This window comes from Mesorhizobium sp. CA8 (assembly GCF_020164955.1).
Taxonomy (GTDB): domain Bacteria; phylum Pseudomonadota; class Alphaproteobacteria; order Rhizobiales; family Rhizobiaceae; genus Mesorhizobium.
On sequence record NZ_JAIUHG010000029.1, the window covers coordinates 69,585 to 87,653 of the forward strand.

16 protein-coding genes are annotated in these 18,069 nt (G+C 63.5%); 5 read left to right on the forward strand and 11 right to left on the reverse strand.

The features are described from left to right. Window positions 1-572: 572 nt before the first annotated feature. Window positions 573-1,418 carry a LysR family transcriptional regulator gene (locus tag LB553_RS25690; protein ID WP_224517351.1) on the reverse strand — a complete coding sequence of 282 codons (846 nt, stop codon included), beginning with the start codon at window positions 1,416-1,418 and terminating at the stop codon, window positions 573-575. Between the two features lie 175 nt (window positions 1,419-1,593). On the opposite strand from LB553_RS25690, the gene LB553_RS25695 reads away from it, so the two are divergent. From LB553_RS25695 to LB553_RS25715, 5 genes are all read left to right on the forward strand, one after another. Continuing rightward, the gene (locus tag LB553_RS25695) at window positions 1,594-2,682 is read left to right on the forward strand and encodes an amidohydrolase family protein (protein WP_224517353.1); all 1,089 of its coding nucleotides are present in this window, start codon (window positions 1,594-1,596) and stop codon (window positions 2,680-2,682) included. Then, the gene (locus tag LB553_RS25700) at window positions 2,679-3,059 is read left to right on the forward strand and encodes a Rieske (2Fe-2S) protein (RefSeq protein WP_224517355.1); all 381 of its coding nucleotides are present in this window, start codon (window positions 2,679-2,681) and stop codon (window positions 3,057-3,059) included. The genes LB553_RS25695 and LB553_RS25700 overlap by 4 nt, the downstream gene beginning before the upstream one ends. Window positions 3,060-3,076: 17 nt before the next feature. Continuing rightward, window positions 3,077-3,700: an HD domain-containing protein gene (locus LB553_RS25705; protein ID WP_224517357.1), complete on the forward strand. Its 624-nt coding sequence runs from the start codon at window positions 3,077-3,079 to the stop codon at window positions 3,698-3,700. Window positions 3,701-4,111: 411 nt separating this feature from the next. Then, the gene (locus tag LB553_RS25710; protein ID WP_224517359.1) at window positions 4,112-6,214 is read left to right on the forward strand and encodes an FAD-dependent oxidoreductase; all 2,103 of its coding nucleotides are present in this window, start codon (window positions 4,112-4,114) and stop codon (window positions 6,212-6,214) included. A 69-nt stretch (window positions 6,215-6,283) separates the two neighbouring features. Continuing rightward, entirely contained in the window at window positions 6,284-7,822 is a 1,539-nt protein-coding gene (locus tag LB553_RS25715) for a trimethylamine methyltransferase family protein (protein WP_224517361.1), read from the forward strand. Window position 7,823: 1 nt separating this feature from the next. Here the strand turns inward: LB553_RS25715 and LB553_RS25720 are convergent, their stop codons facing one another. The 10 genes from LB553_RS25720 to LB553_RS25765 all read right to left on the reverse strand — a co-directional run. Beyond that, complete coding sequence (locus tag LB553_RS25720) at window positions 7,824-8,501, reverse strand: TetR/AcrR family transcriptional regulator (RefSeq protein WP_224517362.1); 678 nt, start codon at window positions 8,499-8,501, stop codon at window positions 7,824-7,826. A gap of 43 nt (window positions 8,502-8,544) precedes the next feature. Beyond that, entirely contained in the window at window positions 8,545-10,092 is a 1,548-nt protein-coding gene (locus LB553_RS25725) for an ABC transporter substrate-binding protein (protein WP_224517364.1), read from the reverse strand. 16 nt (window positions 10,093-10,108) lie between these two features. Beyond that, window positions 10,109-11,137, reverse strand: a complete 1,029-nt coding sequence (locus tag LB553_RS25730; protein WP_224517366.1) for an ABC transporter ATP-binding protein — start codon at window positions 11,135-11,137, stop codon at window positions 10,109-10,111. Continuing rightward, complete coding sequence (locus tag LB553_RS25735) at window positions 11,134-12,099, reverse strand: ABC transporter ATP-binding protein (RefSeq protein ID WP_224517368.1); 966 nt, start codon at window positions 12,097-12,099, stop codon at window positions 11,134-11,136. Before LB553_RS25735 ends, LB553_RS25730 begins: the two co-directional genes overlap by 4 nt. After that, window positions 12,096-12,926 carry an ABC transporter permease gene (locus tag LB553_RS25740; RefSeq protein WP_224517370.1) on the reverse strand — a complete coding sequence of 277 codons (831 nt, stop codon included), beginning with the start codon at window positions 12,924-12,926 and terminating at the stop codon, window positions 12,096-12,098. Before LB553_RS25740 ends, LB553_RS25735 begins: the two co-directional genes overlap by 4 nt. A 40-nt stretch (window positions 12,927-12,966) precedes the next feature. Beyond that, entirely contained in the window at window positions 12,967-13,917 is a 951-nt protein-coding gene (locus tag LB553_RS25745) for an ABC transporter permease (RefSeq protein ID WP_224517372.1), read from the reverse strand. A gap of 13 nt (window positions 13,918-13,930) precedes the next feature. Continuing rightward, window positions 13,931-15,940 (reverse strand): CocE/NonD family hydrolase, encoded by a 2,010-nt coding sequence (locus tag LB553_RS25750; RefSeq protein ID WP_224517374.1) that lies wholly within the window; start codon window positions 15,938-15,940, stop codon window positions 13,931-13,933. Window positions 15,941-16,625: 685 nt separating this feature from the next. Next, window positions 16,626-17,261 carry an ATP-binding cassette domain-containing protein gene (locus LB553_RS25755; RefSeq protein WP_224517376.1) on the reverse strand — a complete coding sequence of 212 codons (636 nt, stop codon included), beginning with the start codon at window positions 17,259-17,261 and terminating at the stop codon, window positions 16,626-16,628. Next, the gene (locus LB553_RS25760) at window positions 17,258-17,416 is read right to left on the reverse strand and encodes a hypothetical protein (protein WP_224517378.1); all 159 of its coding nucleotides are present in this window, start codon (window positions 17,414-17,416) and stop codon (window positions 17,258-17,260) included. The genes LB553_RS25755 and LB553_RS25760 overlap by 4 nt, the downstream gene beginning before the upstream one ends. Window positions 17,417-17,880: 464 nt before the next feature. After that, on the reverse strand, window positions 17,881-18,069 hold a 189-nt coding region (locus tag LB553_RS25765), incomplete at its 5' end, for a hypothetical protein (RefSeq protein WP_224517381.1).

The following is an 18,069-nucleotide window of genomic DNA, read 5'->3' on the forward strand; positions in this document are numbered from 1 at the left end:
TCTTGTAAGTCAAATAGGAGCGCTCCATTGAGCTCTGTCGTCATCGGGGGAAGCGCTTTCCTTTGCCTGTTCGGAGCCGCATTGTTTGGAATCTTGCTTAGGCCCCGCGCTCCGGAGCACCATCTAAGCACTGATTCCAAGGATACGATCCGACTCGAGCCCTTCGCCATGGCACGAGTCTGGGGCCTTCATGTGCGGGCCAGCCCGTTTCACCCGGCGATGCGCCAACATCTACTCGAACTCGAGGCCCCGAGGGGCAGATTTTCTAGGAAGCCTTTGGCGCCGCGCCGCTGACTGCGAGCAGGAAGCTTGAGCACGAAAGCCACCTCGCCTTTCAGCGCTCGGAGTCCGCTGTGATGCCGACCACGATGCCAAATCCTGAAAGGCCGAAGCTAATGGTGTTTACATCGACAAGATCGTGCCGGATGGGCGTATGTGGCACCCTGCAAGGTCAGGCTTCGTCAGGCGTAGTCGACATGCCTGGGCGGTCTGTCGAACCCGGGGGCGCAAAGACGGCTTCATCCTGGCCTGTTGCAGCACACCAAGGAGCAACGTCGCAGTCGAACTGCAATCTACGCCGTCATCGATTTGAGCGCTTTGAGAAGGCGAACATGGGTGTGTGAATGATGGTTCCGGATATGTACGGCGGAATAGATGGGATGTGAGATCTTCGGCGCATCGGTAACGAGCTGCGCGACGCCTTCCTGCCGCAATTTCATCGCCACGACGTCGGTGACGAAAGCGGTGCCGCCTCGGCTTCGCAACAGATATGCAACGGCGCCACCATTTCCGGTCGAGACCGGGCTGTTCTCCAGTTCCGGGAGCATCTGCTTGTGGGCGTGGTTGAAGTAGGCCGAATAATTGGCGCGGATATAGTCACCAGACGTGACCTCGCCGAAGGCAACGCCGCGCGTCGAAACCATGACGAAATTCTCCTCGGCGATCTGCTCGTAGTGCATGTCAGGCAGGTGCTGCGGCGAATAGAGCACCGCCAGATCAAGGCTGCCGGTGGTCAGATCGAGGATCATCTGGTTGGAGTAGTCGATCTCGACATAAATCGCCAGTTTCGGGATCGTCGCCCGCACCCATTCCAGCCACCCTTCCAGCACCCGCTCGTACAGCTCGAACTGGATGCCGATGCGGATCAGGCGGTCGAATTTGCCGACCGACTGGATCTCGCGGCGGGCATCCAGCCAGCGCAGCCTGACCGCGCGCGCGTGCTCTTCGAACCGCAGGCCGGCGACCGTCGGCTCCGTGCCGCTCTTGCCGCGGATGAAGAGCTGTTTCTCCAGCAACGTCTCGAGCGCGCGGATGCGGCTCGAGACGGTTGACTGGGTGATGCCAAGCCGCTCTGCGGTCCTATTGAAGTTGCGGGTTTCGATCAGGTCAAGGAACGTATCCAAGAGTTCGATCTGCATTTCGAGCATCCGGCGGGAGGAATTTCCCGCAACGGCTAGCGCTTATTGGGCCTGCCCGACAACGGGTAATCGGATTCCTCGATCAACGTCTCGCCGCCGCTTGCGTTGCCGGGACCTGCCGCCGAAGCGCACAGTTGCGTCATCCATCCCATCCTCCATGGTAGGCAAGACATCCATGTTCATCGTCGACACCGACGTACATAACTACTGGTCCAGCGCCGAAGTGCTGCTCCCCTATCTCGAGCCCTACTGGCGCGATTTTCTGGTGCGCGGCGAGAAGCCGGGGCCGAGGGGAAGCTTTCCGCATGGCCACCGCCCCTGGCTGCATCCGGAAGGATTTTCGCGCCACGACATCCGCCCGGAGACGGAGGAAGACAACTACCTGATCATGAAGGAAAAGCACCTCGATCTCTATGACATCGACGTGGCGATCCTAACCGCTGACGAGCCGCTGGAGGCGTCGACGCTGGCCAACTATCACTACGCCAACGCACTGGTGAAAGCCTATAACGACTACATGATCGACTGGTGGTTGCCGAAGGACAGCCGCTTCAAGGGATCAATCATCATTTCGCCGACCGATCCGCACGGCGCCGCTGCCGAGATCCGACGCCTCGGCGACCACAAGGACATCGTCCAGGTCCTGGCGAGCCACGGCTCGCAGCGCCCCTACGGCGACCCCTTCTACCATCCGATCTACGAGGCCTGCGCCGAGGTCGGCCTGCCCTTCGCAATCCATTTCGGCGGCCAGGGCGGCGTCAACCACAATGCGGTCGCCGGCGGGCCGACCTCCTACTACTGGGAAACGCACGCTTTGCTCAGCCAGCCCGCTATGACTCATGTGGTCAGCATGATCTCCAACGGTGTGTTCGAGAAATATCCCGACCTCTATTTCGTCGTCATTGAGTGCGGCGTGTCGTGGGTTCCGTCGCTGATGTGGCGGCTCGACGCCAACTTCAAGGCGCTGCGCAAGGAAACGCCGTGGCTGAAGATGCTTCCGTCGGAATATTGCCGCCGCAACATCCGCTTCAGCACCCAGCCACTTGAGCAGCCCCAGAACGTCAGGCATCTGTGGGAAACGCTGGAGCACATGGACGGACAAAACACGCTGCTTTTCGCCTCCGACTATCCGCACTGGGATTTCGACGCGCCGACCAACCTGCACGTCCCGCCGGCCTGGCGCGACAAGGTCATGGGTCTGAATGCGCTGGAGGTTTACAAGCGCATCGAGGCTTCGGCTGCCACCGCGAGGATTGCCTCATGACCACCGCGGCCGCCTGGGGGCTCACCTTCGCCTGCAAGACCGCGGACGTGCGGGTCGGCGAACCCAAGATCGTCACCATCGGCCGCATCCCTGTGGGAATATTCCAACTTGAGGATGGCTATGCGGCCCTGCTCAACATCTGCCCCCACCGAGCGGGCCAGCTCTGCGAAGGGCCGATATCCGGCACCACCAAGCGTACGGACAAGACAGAGTTCGTCTACGTTCGCGCCGGCGAGCTCATACGCTGCGCATGGCATGGGTGGGAGTTCGATATCCGGTCGGGCAAATGCCTTGTAGACGACAAGCTGAAGGCGCGCACATTCCCCGTGCACGTCGACGGCGATGAGATCTATCTCGAAATGGCCCGAAAACCGTAACCAGACGAGGTTCGCCAATGGAAACCGTGAAGTTTACCCAAATGAAGGACGGCGACCGCGAGGACTATGCCTTCCTGACCGCGCATGAAACAGAGTATGCGGCCGGCACAGCCGACCGGCTCCTGGCAGCGATGGTCGAACTCGACAAATCGCTGTCAGGCTACAAGGTGACGCGGCTCGGCCATTCGCTGCAGGCCGCCACGCGCGCCTGGTATGCCGGCGCCGACACCGACTGGGTTGTGTCCGCGTTGCTGCACGATATTGGCGATATCTATGCCCCCTACAACCACGACGAATACGCCGCCGCCATCCTGCGTCCCTTCGTACGGGAGCAATGTGCGTGGGTCGTTGAGAAGCACGGAGATTTCCAGCTGATCTACTACGGCGAGCATGTCGGCGCGAACCCGTGCAAGCGGGATGCGTTCAAGGCTAACGCCTATTTTGATGACTGCGCGGAGTTCTGCGAAAGATGGGATCAGTCGAGCTTCGATCCTGACTATAGAACCCGGCCGCTCGAGTTCTTCGCGCCCATGGTGCGCGAGGTCTTCGCCCGCAAAACCTATGATCCCGCAGTTGTCCGCACGGGCCAACGCGAAGCCCTGTCGAATATCGCGCTCGCCGAGGCGCGTTCGGCAACGTAAGAACGCTGTCCCGCATTTCGACGGCATGCCCAAACTGTCACCACGCGCCACCGGTGATCTGGAAATCTTCCGTTCAAGGCCAAGGTTTGCTGCTGTAGCAACCAAGTCGTTCGCACTTTTGACGCCGCACTCCATCAGGGCTCAAACTTGGGCGGTAGGATCCGATAGAACGCCCCGTTTGAGCGATGTCCAAGCTGACGTCTAGGGCCGACATGAGGCGCAAAGCTCCCGTGGCATTTTCGAGCCCGGACCGGAATGTCGAAATCGGATCTCGTACTAGCTGCCCTCTCGCGCGATGCCTCAGGTCGCTGAGGCCAAAATGTGCAGTGGTTATGTTCTGTGGTTGCGTCCACGAGAGATCTCGCATATCTTTGTTGAACGATTGTTCAACAATGCGTTTGAGAAGCCACGATGCAGTGCAACCCCCGTTACGAAATCCTGTTGGAGCCGGTAGCAATAGGACCCGTGACCGCGCCGAACCGCTTCTATCAGGTGCCGCATGCAAGCGGGATGACCAACGCGCTGCCGCGCGTTCGCGCGGCATTTCGCGAAGCCAAGGCCGAAGGCGGATGGGGCGTGATCTGCACGGGGGCGTGCTCGATCGATCCGACATCGGACGATGCGCCGCTGCCTTTCGCGACGCTGTGGGACGACAACGACATCCGCGCTCACGCGCTGATGACGGAGGCCGTGCACCGCCATGGATCGCTTGCCGGCGTGGAACTATGGCATGGCGGCGCATCGGTGATGAACCGGACAAGCCGCCTGCCGCCGCTGTCGCCATCCGGCATTCCGTGGATGGCCACGCATGTCGGCTTCATGGGCAATCTGCGACCGAAGACGATGGACAAGGCCGATATCAAGGAGGTGCTGAGATGCCAGGCCGAAGCGGCACGCAAGGCGCGCACGGCCGGCTTCGATGTCGTCTATGTCTATGCCGGGATGGGCTATCTCGGCTACGAGTTCCTGCTGCCGGAATACAATCATCGCGTCGATGAATATGGCGGCTCGATCGGGAGCCGTGTCCGCTTCGTGCGCGAGATGATCGAGGTGACGAAGGATGCGGTGGGCAAGGATTGCGGTGTCGCGCTTCGTGTGAGCCTCGACGAACTGCGCGGCCGGCCCGGGCGCAACCAGCCTTCGGAAGCCCATGAGCTGATCGAACTTCTGGCCGACCTGCCCGACCTGTTCGACGTGAAGATGGACTCAAGCCCGACGGATTGCTCGGCATCGCGCTTCACCGGCGAAGGCAGCCACGAGCCGGTCATCGATTTCGTCAAGTCGCTGACGAAGAAGCCCGTGGTCGGCGTTGGGCGCTTCACCTCACCGGACACGATGGTGTCGCAGATCCGACGCGGTGTGCTCGACTTAATCGGCGGCGCGCGGCCGTCGATCGCCGACCCCTTCCTGCCTGCCAAAATCCGCGACGGCCGCGAAGTCGAGATCCGTGAATGCATCGGCTGCAACATCTGTATTTCGAGCTGGCATGACGGCGTGCCGGTGCGCTGCACCCAGAATCCGACCGCCGGCGAGGAATGGCGGCGCGGCTGGCATCCCGAACGCGTCGGGCGCGCCGGCAGACCCGAACGCATCCTCATTGTCGGCGGCGGACCGGCCGGGCTCGAATGCGCCATGACGCTCGGCCGCCGCGGCCATGAGGTGATGCTTGCCGACGCCAGCCGCGGCTTCGGGGGGCGGCTGACCTTCGAGAAGACGTTGCCAGGGCTGTCAGCCTGGAATCGTGTCATCGAGTACCGACTGGGCCGCATCGGCGAGATGAGCAATGTCTCGCTCTATCCCGAAAGCACGCTCGGCGCCGACGAGATCATCGACTTGGCACCGGAACGCCTGGTGCTGGCAACCGGCGCGCGCTGGACGAACATGCTCTATTCCTCGATGGAGATCCCCGTCGGGCGGCTCGACCATGCGGATGTGCTCACACCCGACGACATCGCCGCCGGCAAGCTCCCTGAGGGGCCGACGCTGGTCTTCGATTTCGACAATTACTACATGGGCGGCGTCCTCACCGAGCATCTGGCCGCCCAAGGCATCCCGGTCAGCTATGCGACACCGTCCGGCCATGCCTCCGCATGGACGATCATGACCAACGAGCTGCCGCTGGTGCACCGGGCGCTGGCGCGCCGCAACGTGCCGGTGACGACGCTGCATCTGCTGAAATCCTTCGATGGCGAGACGGCGACGCTGGCGCATCTGTTCACCAGCGAAGAGACCCGCGTGGCCTGCCGCTCGGTGCTGATCGTCGGATTGCGGTTGCCGCGAAACGAGTTGTTCGAAGCGCTGACCGAAAGGGCGGACGCGCTTGGCGCGGCGGGCATCCGGAGCGTCGATCGCATCGGCGACACGCTGGCGCCTGGCGCCATTGCCCATGCGGTGCATAGCGGCCACAAGCTGGCGCGCGAAATCGGCGAGACGCTTCGCTGGCGGCCTTACCGCCGCGACACGCCGATCGTCGATGCGGCGGCGGATTTCCAGATGCGAACGGCAGCCGAATAGAGCAATCCAGGAAAGGTGTGAAGCGGCTTTCCGTTCGGAATCGCGTCAAACAAGGAGGTCCAGAAAGTCATGGAGCGTATCGCAGCACGTCGCAGGCCCGGCCGCCCCCAGCGCGAGGTAGGCGGCATCGCGCAGCGGCCATGGAAGCAGCTGACCCGGCCTTACGCCCCGATCGAGATCCTGTCGGCCGACCAAGTGCGGGCGATCCACGAAATGGGCCTCACCATCCTCGAGGAGATCGGCATGCGCGTGCTGCAGCCTCGGGCGCGCCAGCTCTATCGTGCCGCCGGCTGCAACGTCGACGAAGGCGAGATGCGCGTGCGCTTCGACCGCGCCATGGTGATGGAGTGCGTCGCCATGACGCCGTCATCCTTCGAGCTGCGCGCCCGTAACCCTGAAAAGAACGTCAAGGTCGGCGGGCGGCATTGCATCCTGTCGTCGGTCGGCGGGCCGGCCTATGTCATGGACAATGACCGCGGCCGCCGTCCCGGCACCTATGCCGAGATGCGCGACTATCTGAAGCTCATCCAGTCGTTCAACGTGCTGCATCAGGAAGGCGGCGGACCGTTCGAGCCGCTCGACCTGCACCAGAATACGCGCCACCTCGACCTCTACTATGCCGAGATCACCTTGCTCGACAAAAACTGGCAGCCGCAGGCGCTGGGTCATGGCCGCGCCATCGACGCGCTGGAAATGGTGGCGATCTCGCTCGGCACGACGCGCGAAAACCTGGCGCGGGAGATGCCGGTGTTCACCGGCATCATCAACACCAATTCACCGCTGCAGCTCGACGAGCCGATGGCCGAGGGGCTGATCGCGCTGGCCGAGCACGGTCAGGTCAACGTCATCACGCCGTTCACGCTGGCCGGAGCAATGAGCCCGGTGACGCTTGCCGGCGCGCTGTCGCAGCAGCATGCCGAGGCACTGGCCGGCATCGTGCTGACGCAGATCGTTCGACCTGGGGTGCCGGTGATGTATGGCGGCTTCACCTCAAATGTCGACATGAAGACCGGAGCACCCGCCTTCGGCACGCCGGAATACACGCAAGCGGCACAGATCACCGGACAGCTCTGCCGGCTGATCGGCGTGCCGTTCCGCTCCAGCAACGTCACCGCCGCCAATGCGGTCGACGCGCAGGCCGCCTATGAGAGCGCGATGTCCCTGTGGGGCTGCCTGATGGGCGGCGCCAACCTGGTGCTGCACGCGGCTGGCTGGCTCGGCGGCGGGCTGACCGCGTCGTTCGAGAAGCTGGTGATCGATGCCGAGATGCTGCAGATGATGTCGGCCTATTTCGATCCGCCCGTCGTCGACATCGACACGCTGGCGCTGGACGCGGTGCGCGAGGTCGGCCCAGCCGGGCATTTCTTCGGCGCCGCGCATACCATGCAGCGCTACGAGCGCGCCTTCTATTCGCCGCTGGTGTCCAACTGGGACAATTACGACACCTGGATGGAACGCGGCCAGATCACCGCGCGGGAACGGGCCAACGTGATCTGGAAACGCATGGTCGCCGACTACGAGCAACCGCCGATCGATCCCGGCATCGACGAGGCGCTGCGCGATTATGTGGAGCGCCGCAAGCGCGAGGGCGGATCGCCGTTGAACTGAGTCAGGCGTTCCGCAAAGGCCCGACCTGCGCCTCGAGCATCTCGAAGCCGGCGGCCTCGGCCGCCTGCGGCGTCACCACGCTTTCGTCGAGACACCATTCGAGCCAGAGCCCGTCGACCAGCGCGATGAAATTGCGCGCCAGCGCGGGCGCGTCGACTCGTCTGTCGCGCTCAACCGCAACCGCCGCGATGTCCTCGGCAAGTTCTGCGCGGTAAGCGTCGTAGAGCTCGCGATGCGCCGCCTTCAGTCGCGGGTTGACGGCGATCTCACCCCACAGCGACAGCCAGATCAGCAGGTTCTCGCGGCTGAAATATTCCGGCGCGAAGTTGGACCGCACCAGGGCGGCCAGCGCGGCCTCGGGATGCCAGCCGGACGCCTCGGCGCGGCGGCGCTTGGCTTCGTCGATCTGGTTGTTAACGCTGGCATAGAGCGAGGATTTGTAGACCTCGACCAGCAGCCCATCGAGGCTTTCGAAGTGGTGGTTGATGAGCCCGCGCGAGACGCCGGCCTCCTTGCAGATACGATCTATGGTGAAGGCGCCGATGCCGCCGACGGACAGGCACCGCGTCGCCGCCTCGATCAGCATGGAGCGGCGCACATCGGCCTGTTCGCGGCTGAAGCGCGGCGCCTTCTTCGCACCGCGCTTCGTTTTTGCAGCTTCCGGTTGGGCTTGCGTCATGCAACCCAGCTAATCGATTACGCCCGTCCTGTCCATCAAGCGATCATGCCGTCTTCTTGAACAGCACAGGATTGGGGTGACCGTCCGGATAGATGACGGGTTCGAACGCGGTCTTATGGATGGCGACCAGCGGCTGGTGACAGATGAAGACGAATCCGCCGGACTGTTCCATCAGATCCTCCATGCGGTTGGACAACGCGACTCGCTTGGCTTCGTCGCTTTCGGCAATCAGTTGCTGATAGCTGATCTCGAATTCGGGGCTGTCGAAGCCGGACCAATTGTAGGTGCCGATCTGGTCGGGGCGGAACCAGACCAGGTTCTCGGACGGATCAACACCGCCGGCGAAATCCATCAGCGCCAGGTCGATGTTCTTGTAGCCGTCGCCTTGCGTCTTGTCGCCGACGCCCCAGAAGGCGGCTTCGTCGTAGGGCTGGATCTCGACCTTGATGCCGGCTTGCTCAAGGCTGGCCTGGATGATCTGCGCGGCTGCGGTGCGGATCGAATCGTTCATCACCGTCAACGTCAATGACAAGTCGCTGACGCCTGCCTCCGCAAGCAGTGCGGCGGACTTCTCATAGTCGGGCGCAGCGATCAGATTGCTCAGGCGCGCGAATTTCGTGCCGGGCTGGACCACGCCTGTGGAGCGCTTGGTGAGATTGTCATAGACGCCGGTTAGGATCTGTCCGACATCGACGCCATATTGCACGGCTTGCCGCACCTTGAGATCCTTGAGGCGTGGGCTGAGCATGTTGATCGTCAGCCAGACATAGCGGGTCGACTGCGCCTCGATCAGTTTCGTATTGGCGGGCGGTTTGGCCTTCACGGCCTTGGTCGCCGAAATGGCGATCTTGGTGTAATCAAAGGCGTCGGCCTCGTAGGCCAATTGCGCCGCCTGATCGTCGGCGACGACATAGATCTCGACCTTGCCGAAATCCGGCTTCGGTCCCGGCCAGTCCGGATTGGCGGTCAGCGTCACCTTCTGCTTCTGCTGCCAGTCCGAGAAGAGATAAGGACCGCAGGTCGCCGGCGGCTCGGTGGTGAATTTGCCGCCCGCCTTCTCCGTGCCGGCGCGGCTGATGATGTGGCCGCCATAATAAGGCAGGCTGGTGACGAAGATCGGCTGGTACGGATCCTTGAGGTAGATGATGCCGGATCTGGCGTCGACGACTTCGACACGGTCCAGCTTCTCGAATTGATAGGCCCAGGGCGACGACAGCTTCGGATCGGCTATTCGCTCGTAGGAGAATTTCACGTCTTCGGCGGTGACCGGGCCAAGGCCGTTCGACCATTTCAGCCCATCGATCAGGGTGAAGGCGATGGTCTTCGGATCCTTCAGCTCGAGTTTCTCGGCGCCCCAGAGCGACCACGGCGAACCTTGCCTGAGATCGCCAAGGCGGTTCAGCGACACATAGATGCCACGCATCATGACGTCTTCGATGCCGCCGATCATGAAGGCGGGATCAAGCGTCTGCAGGTCCCCTTCCATGCGGATGCGCAGCGTGTCGCCGGCCGCCGACCAGGCAAATCCTGGTTTCATCGTCAGGCTGGCGCCCAACACGCCGGCAGCTTTCAGGAATGCACGTCTGTCCATGGTCCGATTCATCATATCAATTTCCCCTTGGGTTTGCGGAAGCGCGTGAGACGGCTTCCCGTTCTCGCCCGCCGGTCTGCAGCGGGAAATGGCAGCGCACCAGGCGACCGGCGCCCATCGGCCGGTAGATCGGCGCCTCGGTCTTGCAGCGGGATTGCACGAGCGGACAGCGCGTGTGGAATTCGCAGCCGGAGGGCCGGCGGAACACGCTCGGGATTTCGCCGGTAATGGCAAGATTGTGGCTGCGCCGGCGTGGATCGGGGATCGGCTCGGACCGGATCAGTGTCGCAGTGTAGGGATGCAATGGGGCGGAGAAGACCTCTTGCGTCGGTCCTGTCTCAACGAGCCGGCCAAGATACATGATGGCGAGCCGATCGCTGACATGGCGGATCATCGCCAGATTGTGGGTGACGATCATGGTGGCGAAGCCGAGCTCGCGCTTGAGCTCGCCGATCAGGTTGAGCACATCGCCCTGCACCGAGACATCCAGCCCGGCGGTCGGCTCGTCGGCAAGCAGCAGACGCGGTTTCATCGCAAGCGCCCGCGCGACGCCGACGCGACGGGCCTGCCCGCCCGACAGTTCATGCGGAAAGCGGTCGACGAAGGAGGCCGGTAAGCCGACCAACGCCAGCAGCGCCTTCGCCGCAGCGCGCCGGTCCTGCATTGGCAGCCCCTGGATGACCTGCGGTTCGGTGAGCAGCGTGCTGACCCGCAGGCGCGGGCTGAGCGAGGCGACCGGATCCTGGAACATCATCGCCGAGCGCCGGCGCATGGCGCGAAAATCGGACGGGGTCGCGACCTCCCTCCCCTCGAAGACGATGCGGCCGGCCGCAGCCCGGACGAGGCCGAGAATGGTGCGGGCAAGCGTCGTCTTGCCGGAGCCGGATTCGCCGACCAGCCCAAGCGTCTCGGCCGGCATCAGCGACAGCGTGACGTCGTCGACGACATTGAAGCCGGGCAGCGGGAACGGATTGATCAGCCGGTCGAGCAAGCTGCTGCGACCGAAGCTGACCGACAGGTCCTCGACGGCAAGCAGCGGGCTCATGGCGTCGCCACATAGCAGCGGGCAGCATGGCATGCGGTGAGCTTCACCAGCGGCGGCGCGATGGTCTTGCATGGCGCGAAGGCCTTGCCACAGCGCGGCGCGTAAACGCATCCCGGCGGTGGTTGGATCAGGCTCGGCAATGACCCGGGAATGGTCGGCAGCCTGTCCAGCCGATCATGGAAGCGGGCGGGATCGCAGGCGAGCAGCGCCTGGGTATAGGGATGGCGCGGATCGTGGAAGATCGCGTCGACCTCGCCGCCCTCGACCACCTCGCCCGCATACATGACATAGACACGGTCGCAGAGCTCGGCGATGACACCCAGATGATGCGAGACGACGATGACGATGCCGTTGTATTCGCGCCTGAGCTCACGCAGCAGATGGATGATCTGCGCCTCCATGGTGACGTCGAGCGCGGTCGTCGGCTCGTCGGCGATGAGCAGGCCAGGATCGGTCAGCAAGGCGGCCGCGATCGCCACGCGCTGGCGCATGCCGCCGGAAAGCTCGTGTGGGTAACTCCGCATGCGCCGTTCGGCATCGGCGATGCCCACGCGAGCGAGCATTGCGGCGATGCGGGCCCTCTTTAGCGTGCGGCTGAGATCCTTACGGTGGTGCTGGAAGTCGACGAGCTGGTCGCCGATGGTCAGCACCGGGTTGAACGCCGTCATCGGGTCCTGGCCGACAAGCGCGATCTCATCGCCGCGCAGCAGCCGCTGGCGATGCGCGTCGAGCTTTGCCAGGTCGACGCCGTTGTACCGGATCGCCCCGTCGATGCGGGCGTTGGCCGGCAACAGGTTGGCCAGAGCGGTGACCAGCGTGGACTTGCCGCAGCCGCTCTCGCCGACAATTCCGATGACCTCGCCGGGATGCGCTTCGATATCGACATGGCGAAGGGCGTGCACGCTACCGTGCGGCGTCTCATAGCGGACGCTTAGACCGCTGGCGGCAAGCGTGCCGCTCATGCCGGCCTCCGCAGTTGCAGGCGCGGGTCCAGATAGTCGCGCAGCCCCTCGCCGAGAAAGGTGAAGCCGAGCGTCGCCAGCACCAGCGGCAGGCCGCCGAAGATCACCATGAAGGGTGCCGAGCGGATGCTGGTATAGCCGTCATAGAGGATCGAGCCCCAGGACGGCGTCGGCGGGCGCACGCCGAGCCCGAGGAAGCTCAAGCCGGCCTCGACCATGATGACGACCGGAATGTCCATCGACAAAAGGATGATCAGCGGACCGACGACGTTGGGCAGGAGGTGGATGAAGATGATGCGTGCCGCACTCGCATCGAGCAGACGCTCGGCAAGGATGTAGTCGCTGTTCTTCAGCGCCAGCGTCTGGGCCCGGATCAGCCGCGCGTAGCTTGGGAATGACGTCGCGGCGATGACGATGATCAGCGTGCCGGTACCGGCGCCGAGCACGGTGATGACGGCAAGCGCGAACATGATCATCGGCAGCGAATTCATGCTGTCGAAGCTGAGCACCAGGATGGCATCGAGCCAGCGCGGACCGTAGCCGGCGACGAGGCCGAGCAGCAGCCCGATGGCGCCGGCTATGGCCACCGAGACCATGGCGATGGTGAGCGCCGTGCGCGCGCCGTAGATGACGCGCGACAACAGATCGCGGCCGAGATGATCGGTGCCGAACCAGTGCGCCGCCGAGGGAGGTTGCAGCTTGTGCAGTACGTCGATCTTGAGCGGCGAATAGGGTGCAAGCCAGGGCGCGAAGATCGCAGTGACAAGGAAACCGGCGACCAGGAGCAGCGCCACGCGGGTGAAGGGATCGGCAAGCAATGCGCGCAACAGAACAAGCCGTTGTCGATCGGGCGTGGATGGAGCGGCCTCAGCCACGGAAGACATCACGGACCCTCGGATCGAGCCGCGCGATGAGAAGATCGGCGGCGATGGTGATGGAGACGTAGATGGCGGTCATGACCAGCACCGTGCCCATGACGACGGGATAGTTGCGGGTGCTAACGGCGTCGGTGATCAGCTTGCCGATGCCGGGCCTGGCGAACACCGCCTCCACGAAGACGGCGCTGGACAGAATGCTGCCGAGGCCGACCGCGACCAGCGAGATGGTCGGGATGATGGCGATGCGCAGCGCATATTTGGAGACGATCTTCCACTCCGGCAGGCCGAAGGAACGGGCGGTGCGGATATGAGGCTCGCCCATCACCTCCATCATCGAGGCGCGCACCATGCGGGCGATATAGCCGATCCACCCGAGGGCGATCGCCGCGGCCGGCATGACCAGCGCCCTGGCTTGGCTTAAGAAATCGCCGGCCTCGCCCGCCCCGATGGCGGGCAGCCAGCGCAGCGTGACGGCAAAGAGCAGCAGCGAGTAGATTGCGACGACGAAGGACGGGACGGCGATGACACCGACCGAGAGCACGCCGATGGCGGCATCGGCGGCCGTGCCGCGCCGCATCACCGACAGGCAGCCCAGCGGCACGCCGATCAGCAGCGCCACGGCGAGCGCCGTCAGCCCCAGGACAAGCGTGTTCGGCAACGCTTCCAGGACCAATGTGGAAACGGGCCGGTTCGACCAGACATCGTAGCCCAGATTGCCGGTCAGCGCGTTGCGGAAGAATTCGACGATCTGCCACCAGACCGGCTGGTCGAGTCCCATGCGCTCGATCAGCAGCCGCTTCAATTCCGGCGTGGCGCGCGGACCGAGCGCCACGGTCGCGGGATCGCCCGGAACCAGGAAGACGGCAGCATACATGGCGACCATGACGAGGACGAGGATCAGGAGACCGAGACCGATGCGCTTCACTGCATATGCGAGCATGGCCTCCCCTCCTTCAGGCGAAATCGCGCCTGATGCGCCGTGTCGCCGAGGCGCTGTGCACGAGCTTGCCTCGTTCTCGGGCTTCAAGGCGCCAACTCAGGTTGAAATGCGTTTCATCCGCCGTCAGCTCGGTCACCGCCCTCGCTTCGGTATCGGCATCGGCGCTGGCGATCGTCCATCGATATTCGGTGACGAGCTTTGCCGAGAGAGGATCGCCGCTGCTGATGCTCATCGTATCGCTGTTGGCGGAAGACACGGTGATGGCGCGATCGTCATAACGCCTGCTTCCATGGTCCGAGGTCAAGGCGATGATCTGCAGGCCCGAGCCGACATCTTCGGTGACGATGCGACGGTCGAAGCCTTCGGCCAGCGTCGTGGCCGGGACCGGCGGCGCGGTTTCGGCAGGCTCGAAGCGCACGTCGCGATCGCGCGGCGATGGCGGCCGCACCGGAAGAACCAGCTTGCTGTCGCCGCTCGAGACCGACAACACCGACAGTTTCGGCTGCGGCCACAGGATTGGCCAATGCTGGTTGGCCAGCGCCAGCCGGACGCGGTGCCCCTTGGGTATGGCGCGGGCAAAATCGTTGAGCTTGAGCTTGACGCGGAACGGTGTTCCGGTCGGACAGGGCGTCGGATGCTCGTGGCTGTCGCGGTGGCTGAGGTTGAGCACGCCGTAAGTCATCAGCGCCGAGGTGCCGTCCGGATAGACGTCGCAGAGACGGGCGGCAAGGTTGACATGCGACTGGTCGACGCTGACGAGCAGATCGAGCTCGGCCGCGCCAAGCAGGGTCAAATCATCTTCCAGCGGCAAAGTGTCGAAGCACAGCGCCAGGCCGTCCTCGCGGCGCTGGTCGATGGGCATGTCGGGGCAGGAACCACCGTAGCCGCCCCAGCGGCCGCAGTCGCGGCCGGCGGTGGCGGGAGAGCATACCGACAGCGTGGCGCCAGGTACCGGTTGGCCGTCCAGTCCGGCGGCGTTCAGATGCAAGACGCGGCGCTCGACACGTGGCGACGGCCATTGGTCCTCGGCCGCCCAACTGCCGGCATGATCCGGAAGATAGAAAGGCTGCGGCCGCTCCTCGCCGGTGATCCAGACCCGGTAGAGCGGCTCGTCCATGATGCCGGTGTCTTCGGCGCAAAGCCAATGACGCCACCAGCGCAGCGCCTCCTGCAGGTAGCCGATCAGCGGACCCGGCGCGCCGCGACAGGGATAGGCATGCGACCACGGTCCGACGATGCCAAGCTTCGGCCCCGGCAGATGTTCCAGCAGGCGCGGCACGAAGTTCGAATAGCTGTCCTCCCAACCGCAAACGGCCATGACGGCGCATTCGATCGCGGCATGATCCTCGCAGACCGAACCCTGCCGCCAGTAGTCGTCGCGACGCTGGTGCGCGAGCCAGATTTCCGATAGCGAGCGTGTCGCTTCAAGACGGCTCATCCACATGGCGCGCCAGGCATCGCCGACAATCTGCGGGTCGGGCGCCATCGCCTTCTTCACCAGCATGAAGTTCGACCACATTTCCTGCTCGGTAAGCAGCGCGCCGCCCATATAGTGGATGTCGTCCGCATAGCGATCGTCGGTGGCGCAGTTGGCGATGATGGCCTTCAGCGCCGGCGGCCGGCGCGCAGCGACCTGCAGCGCGTTGAAGCCGCCCCAGGAAATGCCGGTCATGCCGACATTGCCGTTGCACCAGGATTGCGCCGCCAGATGGGCGATGATCTCGCAGGCGTCTTCCTGCTCGCGCGGCAGATACTCGTCTGCCAGGTCGCCATCGGAATCGCCGGAGCCGCGGATGTCTATTCGGGCGCAGGCGATGCCGTATCCGGCGAGCCAGGGGTGGATGTCGACGTCACGGGCAACGGTGCCGTCGCGCCGCCGGTAAGGCACCATTTCGACCACGACGGGCACCTTGGCCTGAGTGCGCGGGCGCCACACTGTGGCGGCGATTTGCGTGCCGTCAGCCAGCGCGATCCAGTATGGATCGACGGTTTCGACGGCAAAGGGAAATTCGGTCCGTACCACGGCGGGTGCTCGTCAACTCCTTGTTGAACGTTCGTACAACAAGAACAGCCCGGATGCAATGGTCTTTTAGTCAGTTGCGATCAAAGGGTAGGCAGAAATGTATTCACCCACCGCTGAAGCTACCCGAGAGTCGGCGTTCAGGTGAGGCGCTCCCGCTTCTGCAATGAGCCCCTTCGCGCGTCGTGGCGAACCGGTTGATGATTTATTGTTGCAGTGTGGTGGACAAACTGATGACCCTGAGCAGAGGCACGGCTGCTTGCCCAAGGCCATTGCCGCTAGCCGACTTCTCGGGCGCGGGAGACGCACGATTGGTGGTTGGGGGTAGCCATTCCGCCGATTCATGGCAGAGCGATGGTACTTCGTGCCGCGATGGAACGCGCTGCCAGAATCGCGAAATCAGAGGCTCCCTGAGAATAGCAGGCTGCGCTGAGGGTCTGCTTCCTTGAACCTGCAAAACCAGGAATCGTGTCAAGCCGGACCTGAAGTGCAGCGGTCAGACCCTTACGCTGCCGTCATGTTCCCCTTCAGTGAGACGAAACGAGCAAAGGTAGGGGGCTACTTCGTCATATCCCGGCGCGTCGGGATATTTGGGCGAGCAGGCTTATCACGCCCTGGCCGCCGACCGGCTGGCGGTGAAGGAAAGCATGAGCGAGATCTCCACGCGGCACGGCGTCCAGGCGCTGATCTAGCCCGCGCGTTGGTTTCCGAGCCGCGCTTTGTCCTGCTCGACGAGCCTTCCGCCGGCCCTGTCGCGCCGGCCATGGTGATCCAGACGCTGGAGCAAATCACGACGCTGACGAAGCAAGGCATTGGCATATGATGGTCGAGCAGAACATCGGCGAGGCCATGCCGATAGCAGACAAACTCTACATCTTGGCCGCCGCGACAGCATCGCCTGCTCGCCTCCCGACAACGCGCCGGCCGCCGTCTTGCGCCGCCTGGCCAGCGACGGATACTGGGCGATCAACATGTCAATGCGCCTTTCCACCAGCCGCTTGTCGGTGATAGCGTAACCACCCATGCGCAGGTCGTTCATCACGATCAGGCGCGGGAACACGCCGCCGCCCTGCGGCATCAGCACCAGTCCCTGGCGTACCACTTGGTGCACGGGCAGATTGGAAAGCACAGTGTCGCCAAGGCGGGCGGCGCCGCTCCACACCGGCAGCGCCCCGGCGATGGCCTTTAGCACGGTTGATTTGCCGCAGCCGTTCGGCCCGAAGATGCAGGTGATTTTCCCGAGCTCAGCCGTCAGTGAGATGCCATGGACGACCTCGTGATTGCCGTAGCCGGTGATGATGTTCTCGGAGGCCAGCGTGCTCATTGCGGGCGCCCCAGGTAGGTCTGCATGACTTCAGAATTGCGCACGATGTCCTGGAAAGAGCCGCTGATCACCACCCGTCCCGAATCCATGAAGACAATTCGGTCGCAGACGTTGCGAACCATCTCCATGTCATGTTCGATGACGAGGAAGGACACGCCCTGTTCGCGTAGCCGGGCGCGACCAGAGCGACGTCATCCTGAAGGAAGCCTGGCAGCACAGAGAGCGCTGCGTCCCCTCGCCAGCAGTGATCGACCGCGACATGCTGCACCAGATTGCCCTGCCCGATGACATCTGCACGGGTCGCAATTTCACACTGATCCGACGGTTCATCGAGAGTTAGGCGTGTCACGCCGGACGCGGTCGGTGATTGCGATCTGGGAGATGGCAAGCAGGAAGAGTGGCGACTGCACTGCTTCGCCGATCCCGATGCCGCAGCGACTTCCTTGACCACTTCATCGGATGGCACACTCACTCTGACCCTGCATGTCGCCATCGAAAGCCAGCTTTTCGTTCTGATCGCGTAGTGCCCTGCACTTCGCCAAAGTAGGTGGAACAACCGCCTGCTGTGACAGTTGGGGCGTGTCTCCGGGAGTTGCACGGTGCCGGCAGAGAGACCGCGTCAACGCTCGGAGATATGATCTGAGAGCTCCATGCGCGTCTTGATTGGACGCATTATCCCAAACACGTGACCAATCGTTGTGTTGTTCGCCAGTAGATCCGAATCACTGCGCCTGCTCATCTGGTTGCCTGTAATATCGGGCCTGCCCGGCTGCGCGGGCGGCGTGCTCGACCCGCAGGGACCGATCGG

What these genes read in the sequence shown, in the direction of transcription:
- LB553_RS25720 (WP_224517362.1), bottom strand. Translation starts at nt 8,501, where the DNA reads ATGACGCAAGCCCAACCGGAAGCTGCAAAAACGAAGCGCGGTGCGAAG.
- LB553_RS25710 (WP_224517359.1), top strand. Translation starts at nt 4,112, where the DNA reads ATGCAGTGCAACCCCCGTTACGAAATCCTGTTGGAGCCGGTAGCAATA.
- LB553_RS25735 (WP_224517368.1), bottom strand. Translation starts at nt 12,099, where the DNA reads ATGAGCGGCACGCTTGCCGCCAGCGGTCTAAGCGTCCGCTATGAGACG.
- LB553_RS25730 (WP_224517366.1), bottom strand. Translation starts at nt 11,137, where the DNA reads ATGAGCCCGCTGCTTGCCGTCGAGGACCTGTCGGTCAGCTTCGGTCGC.
- LB553_RS25695 (WP_224517353.1), top strand. Translation starts at nt 1,594, where the DNA reads ATGTTCATCGTCGACACCGACGTACATAACTACTGGTCCAGCGCCGAA.
- LB553_RS25745 (WP_224517372.1), bottom strand. Translation starts at nt 13,917, where the DNA reads ATGCTCGCATATGCAGTGAAGCGCATCGGTCTCGGTCTCCTGATCCTC.
- LB553_RS25755 (WP_224517376.1), bottom strand. Translation starts at nt 17,261, where the DNA reads ATGAGCACGCTGGCCTCCGAGAACATCATCACCGGCTACGGCAATCAC.
- LB553_RS25690 (WP_224517351.1), bottom strand. Translation starts at nt 1,418, where the DNA reads ATGCAGATCGAACTCTTGGATACGTTCCTTGACCTGATCGAAACCCGC.
- LB553_RS25700 (WP_224517355.1), top strand. Translation starts at nt 2,679, where the DNA reads ATGACCACCGCGGCCGCCTGGGGGCTCACCTTCGCCTGCAAGACCGCG.
- LB553_RS25725 (WP_224517364.1), bottom strand. Translation starts at nt 10,092, where the DNA reads ATGGACAGACGTGCATTCCTGAAAGCTGCCGGCGTGTTGGGCGCCAGC.
- LB553_RS25705 (WP_224517357.1), top strand. Translation starts at nt 3,077, where the DNA reads ATGGAAACCGTGAAGTTTACCCAAATGAAGGACGGCGACCGCGAGGAC.
- LB553_RS25715 (WP_224517361.1), top strand. Translation starts at nt 6,284, where the DNA reads ATGGAGCGTATCGCAGCACGTCGCAGGCCCGGCCGCCCCCAGCGCGAG.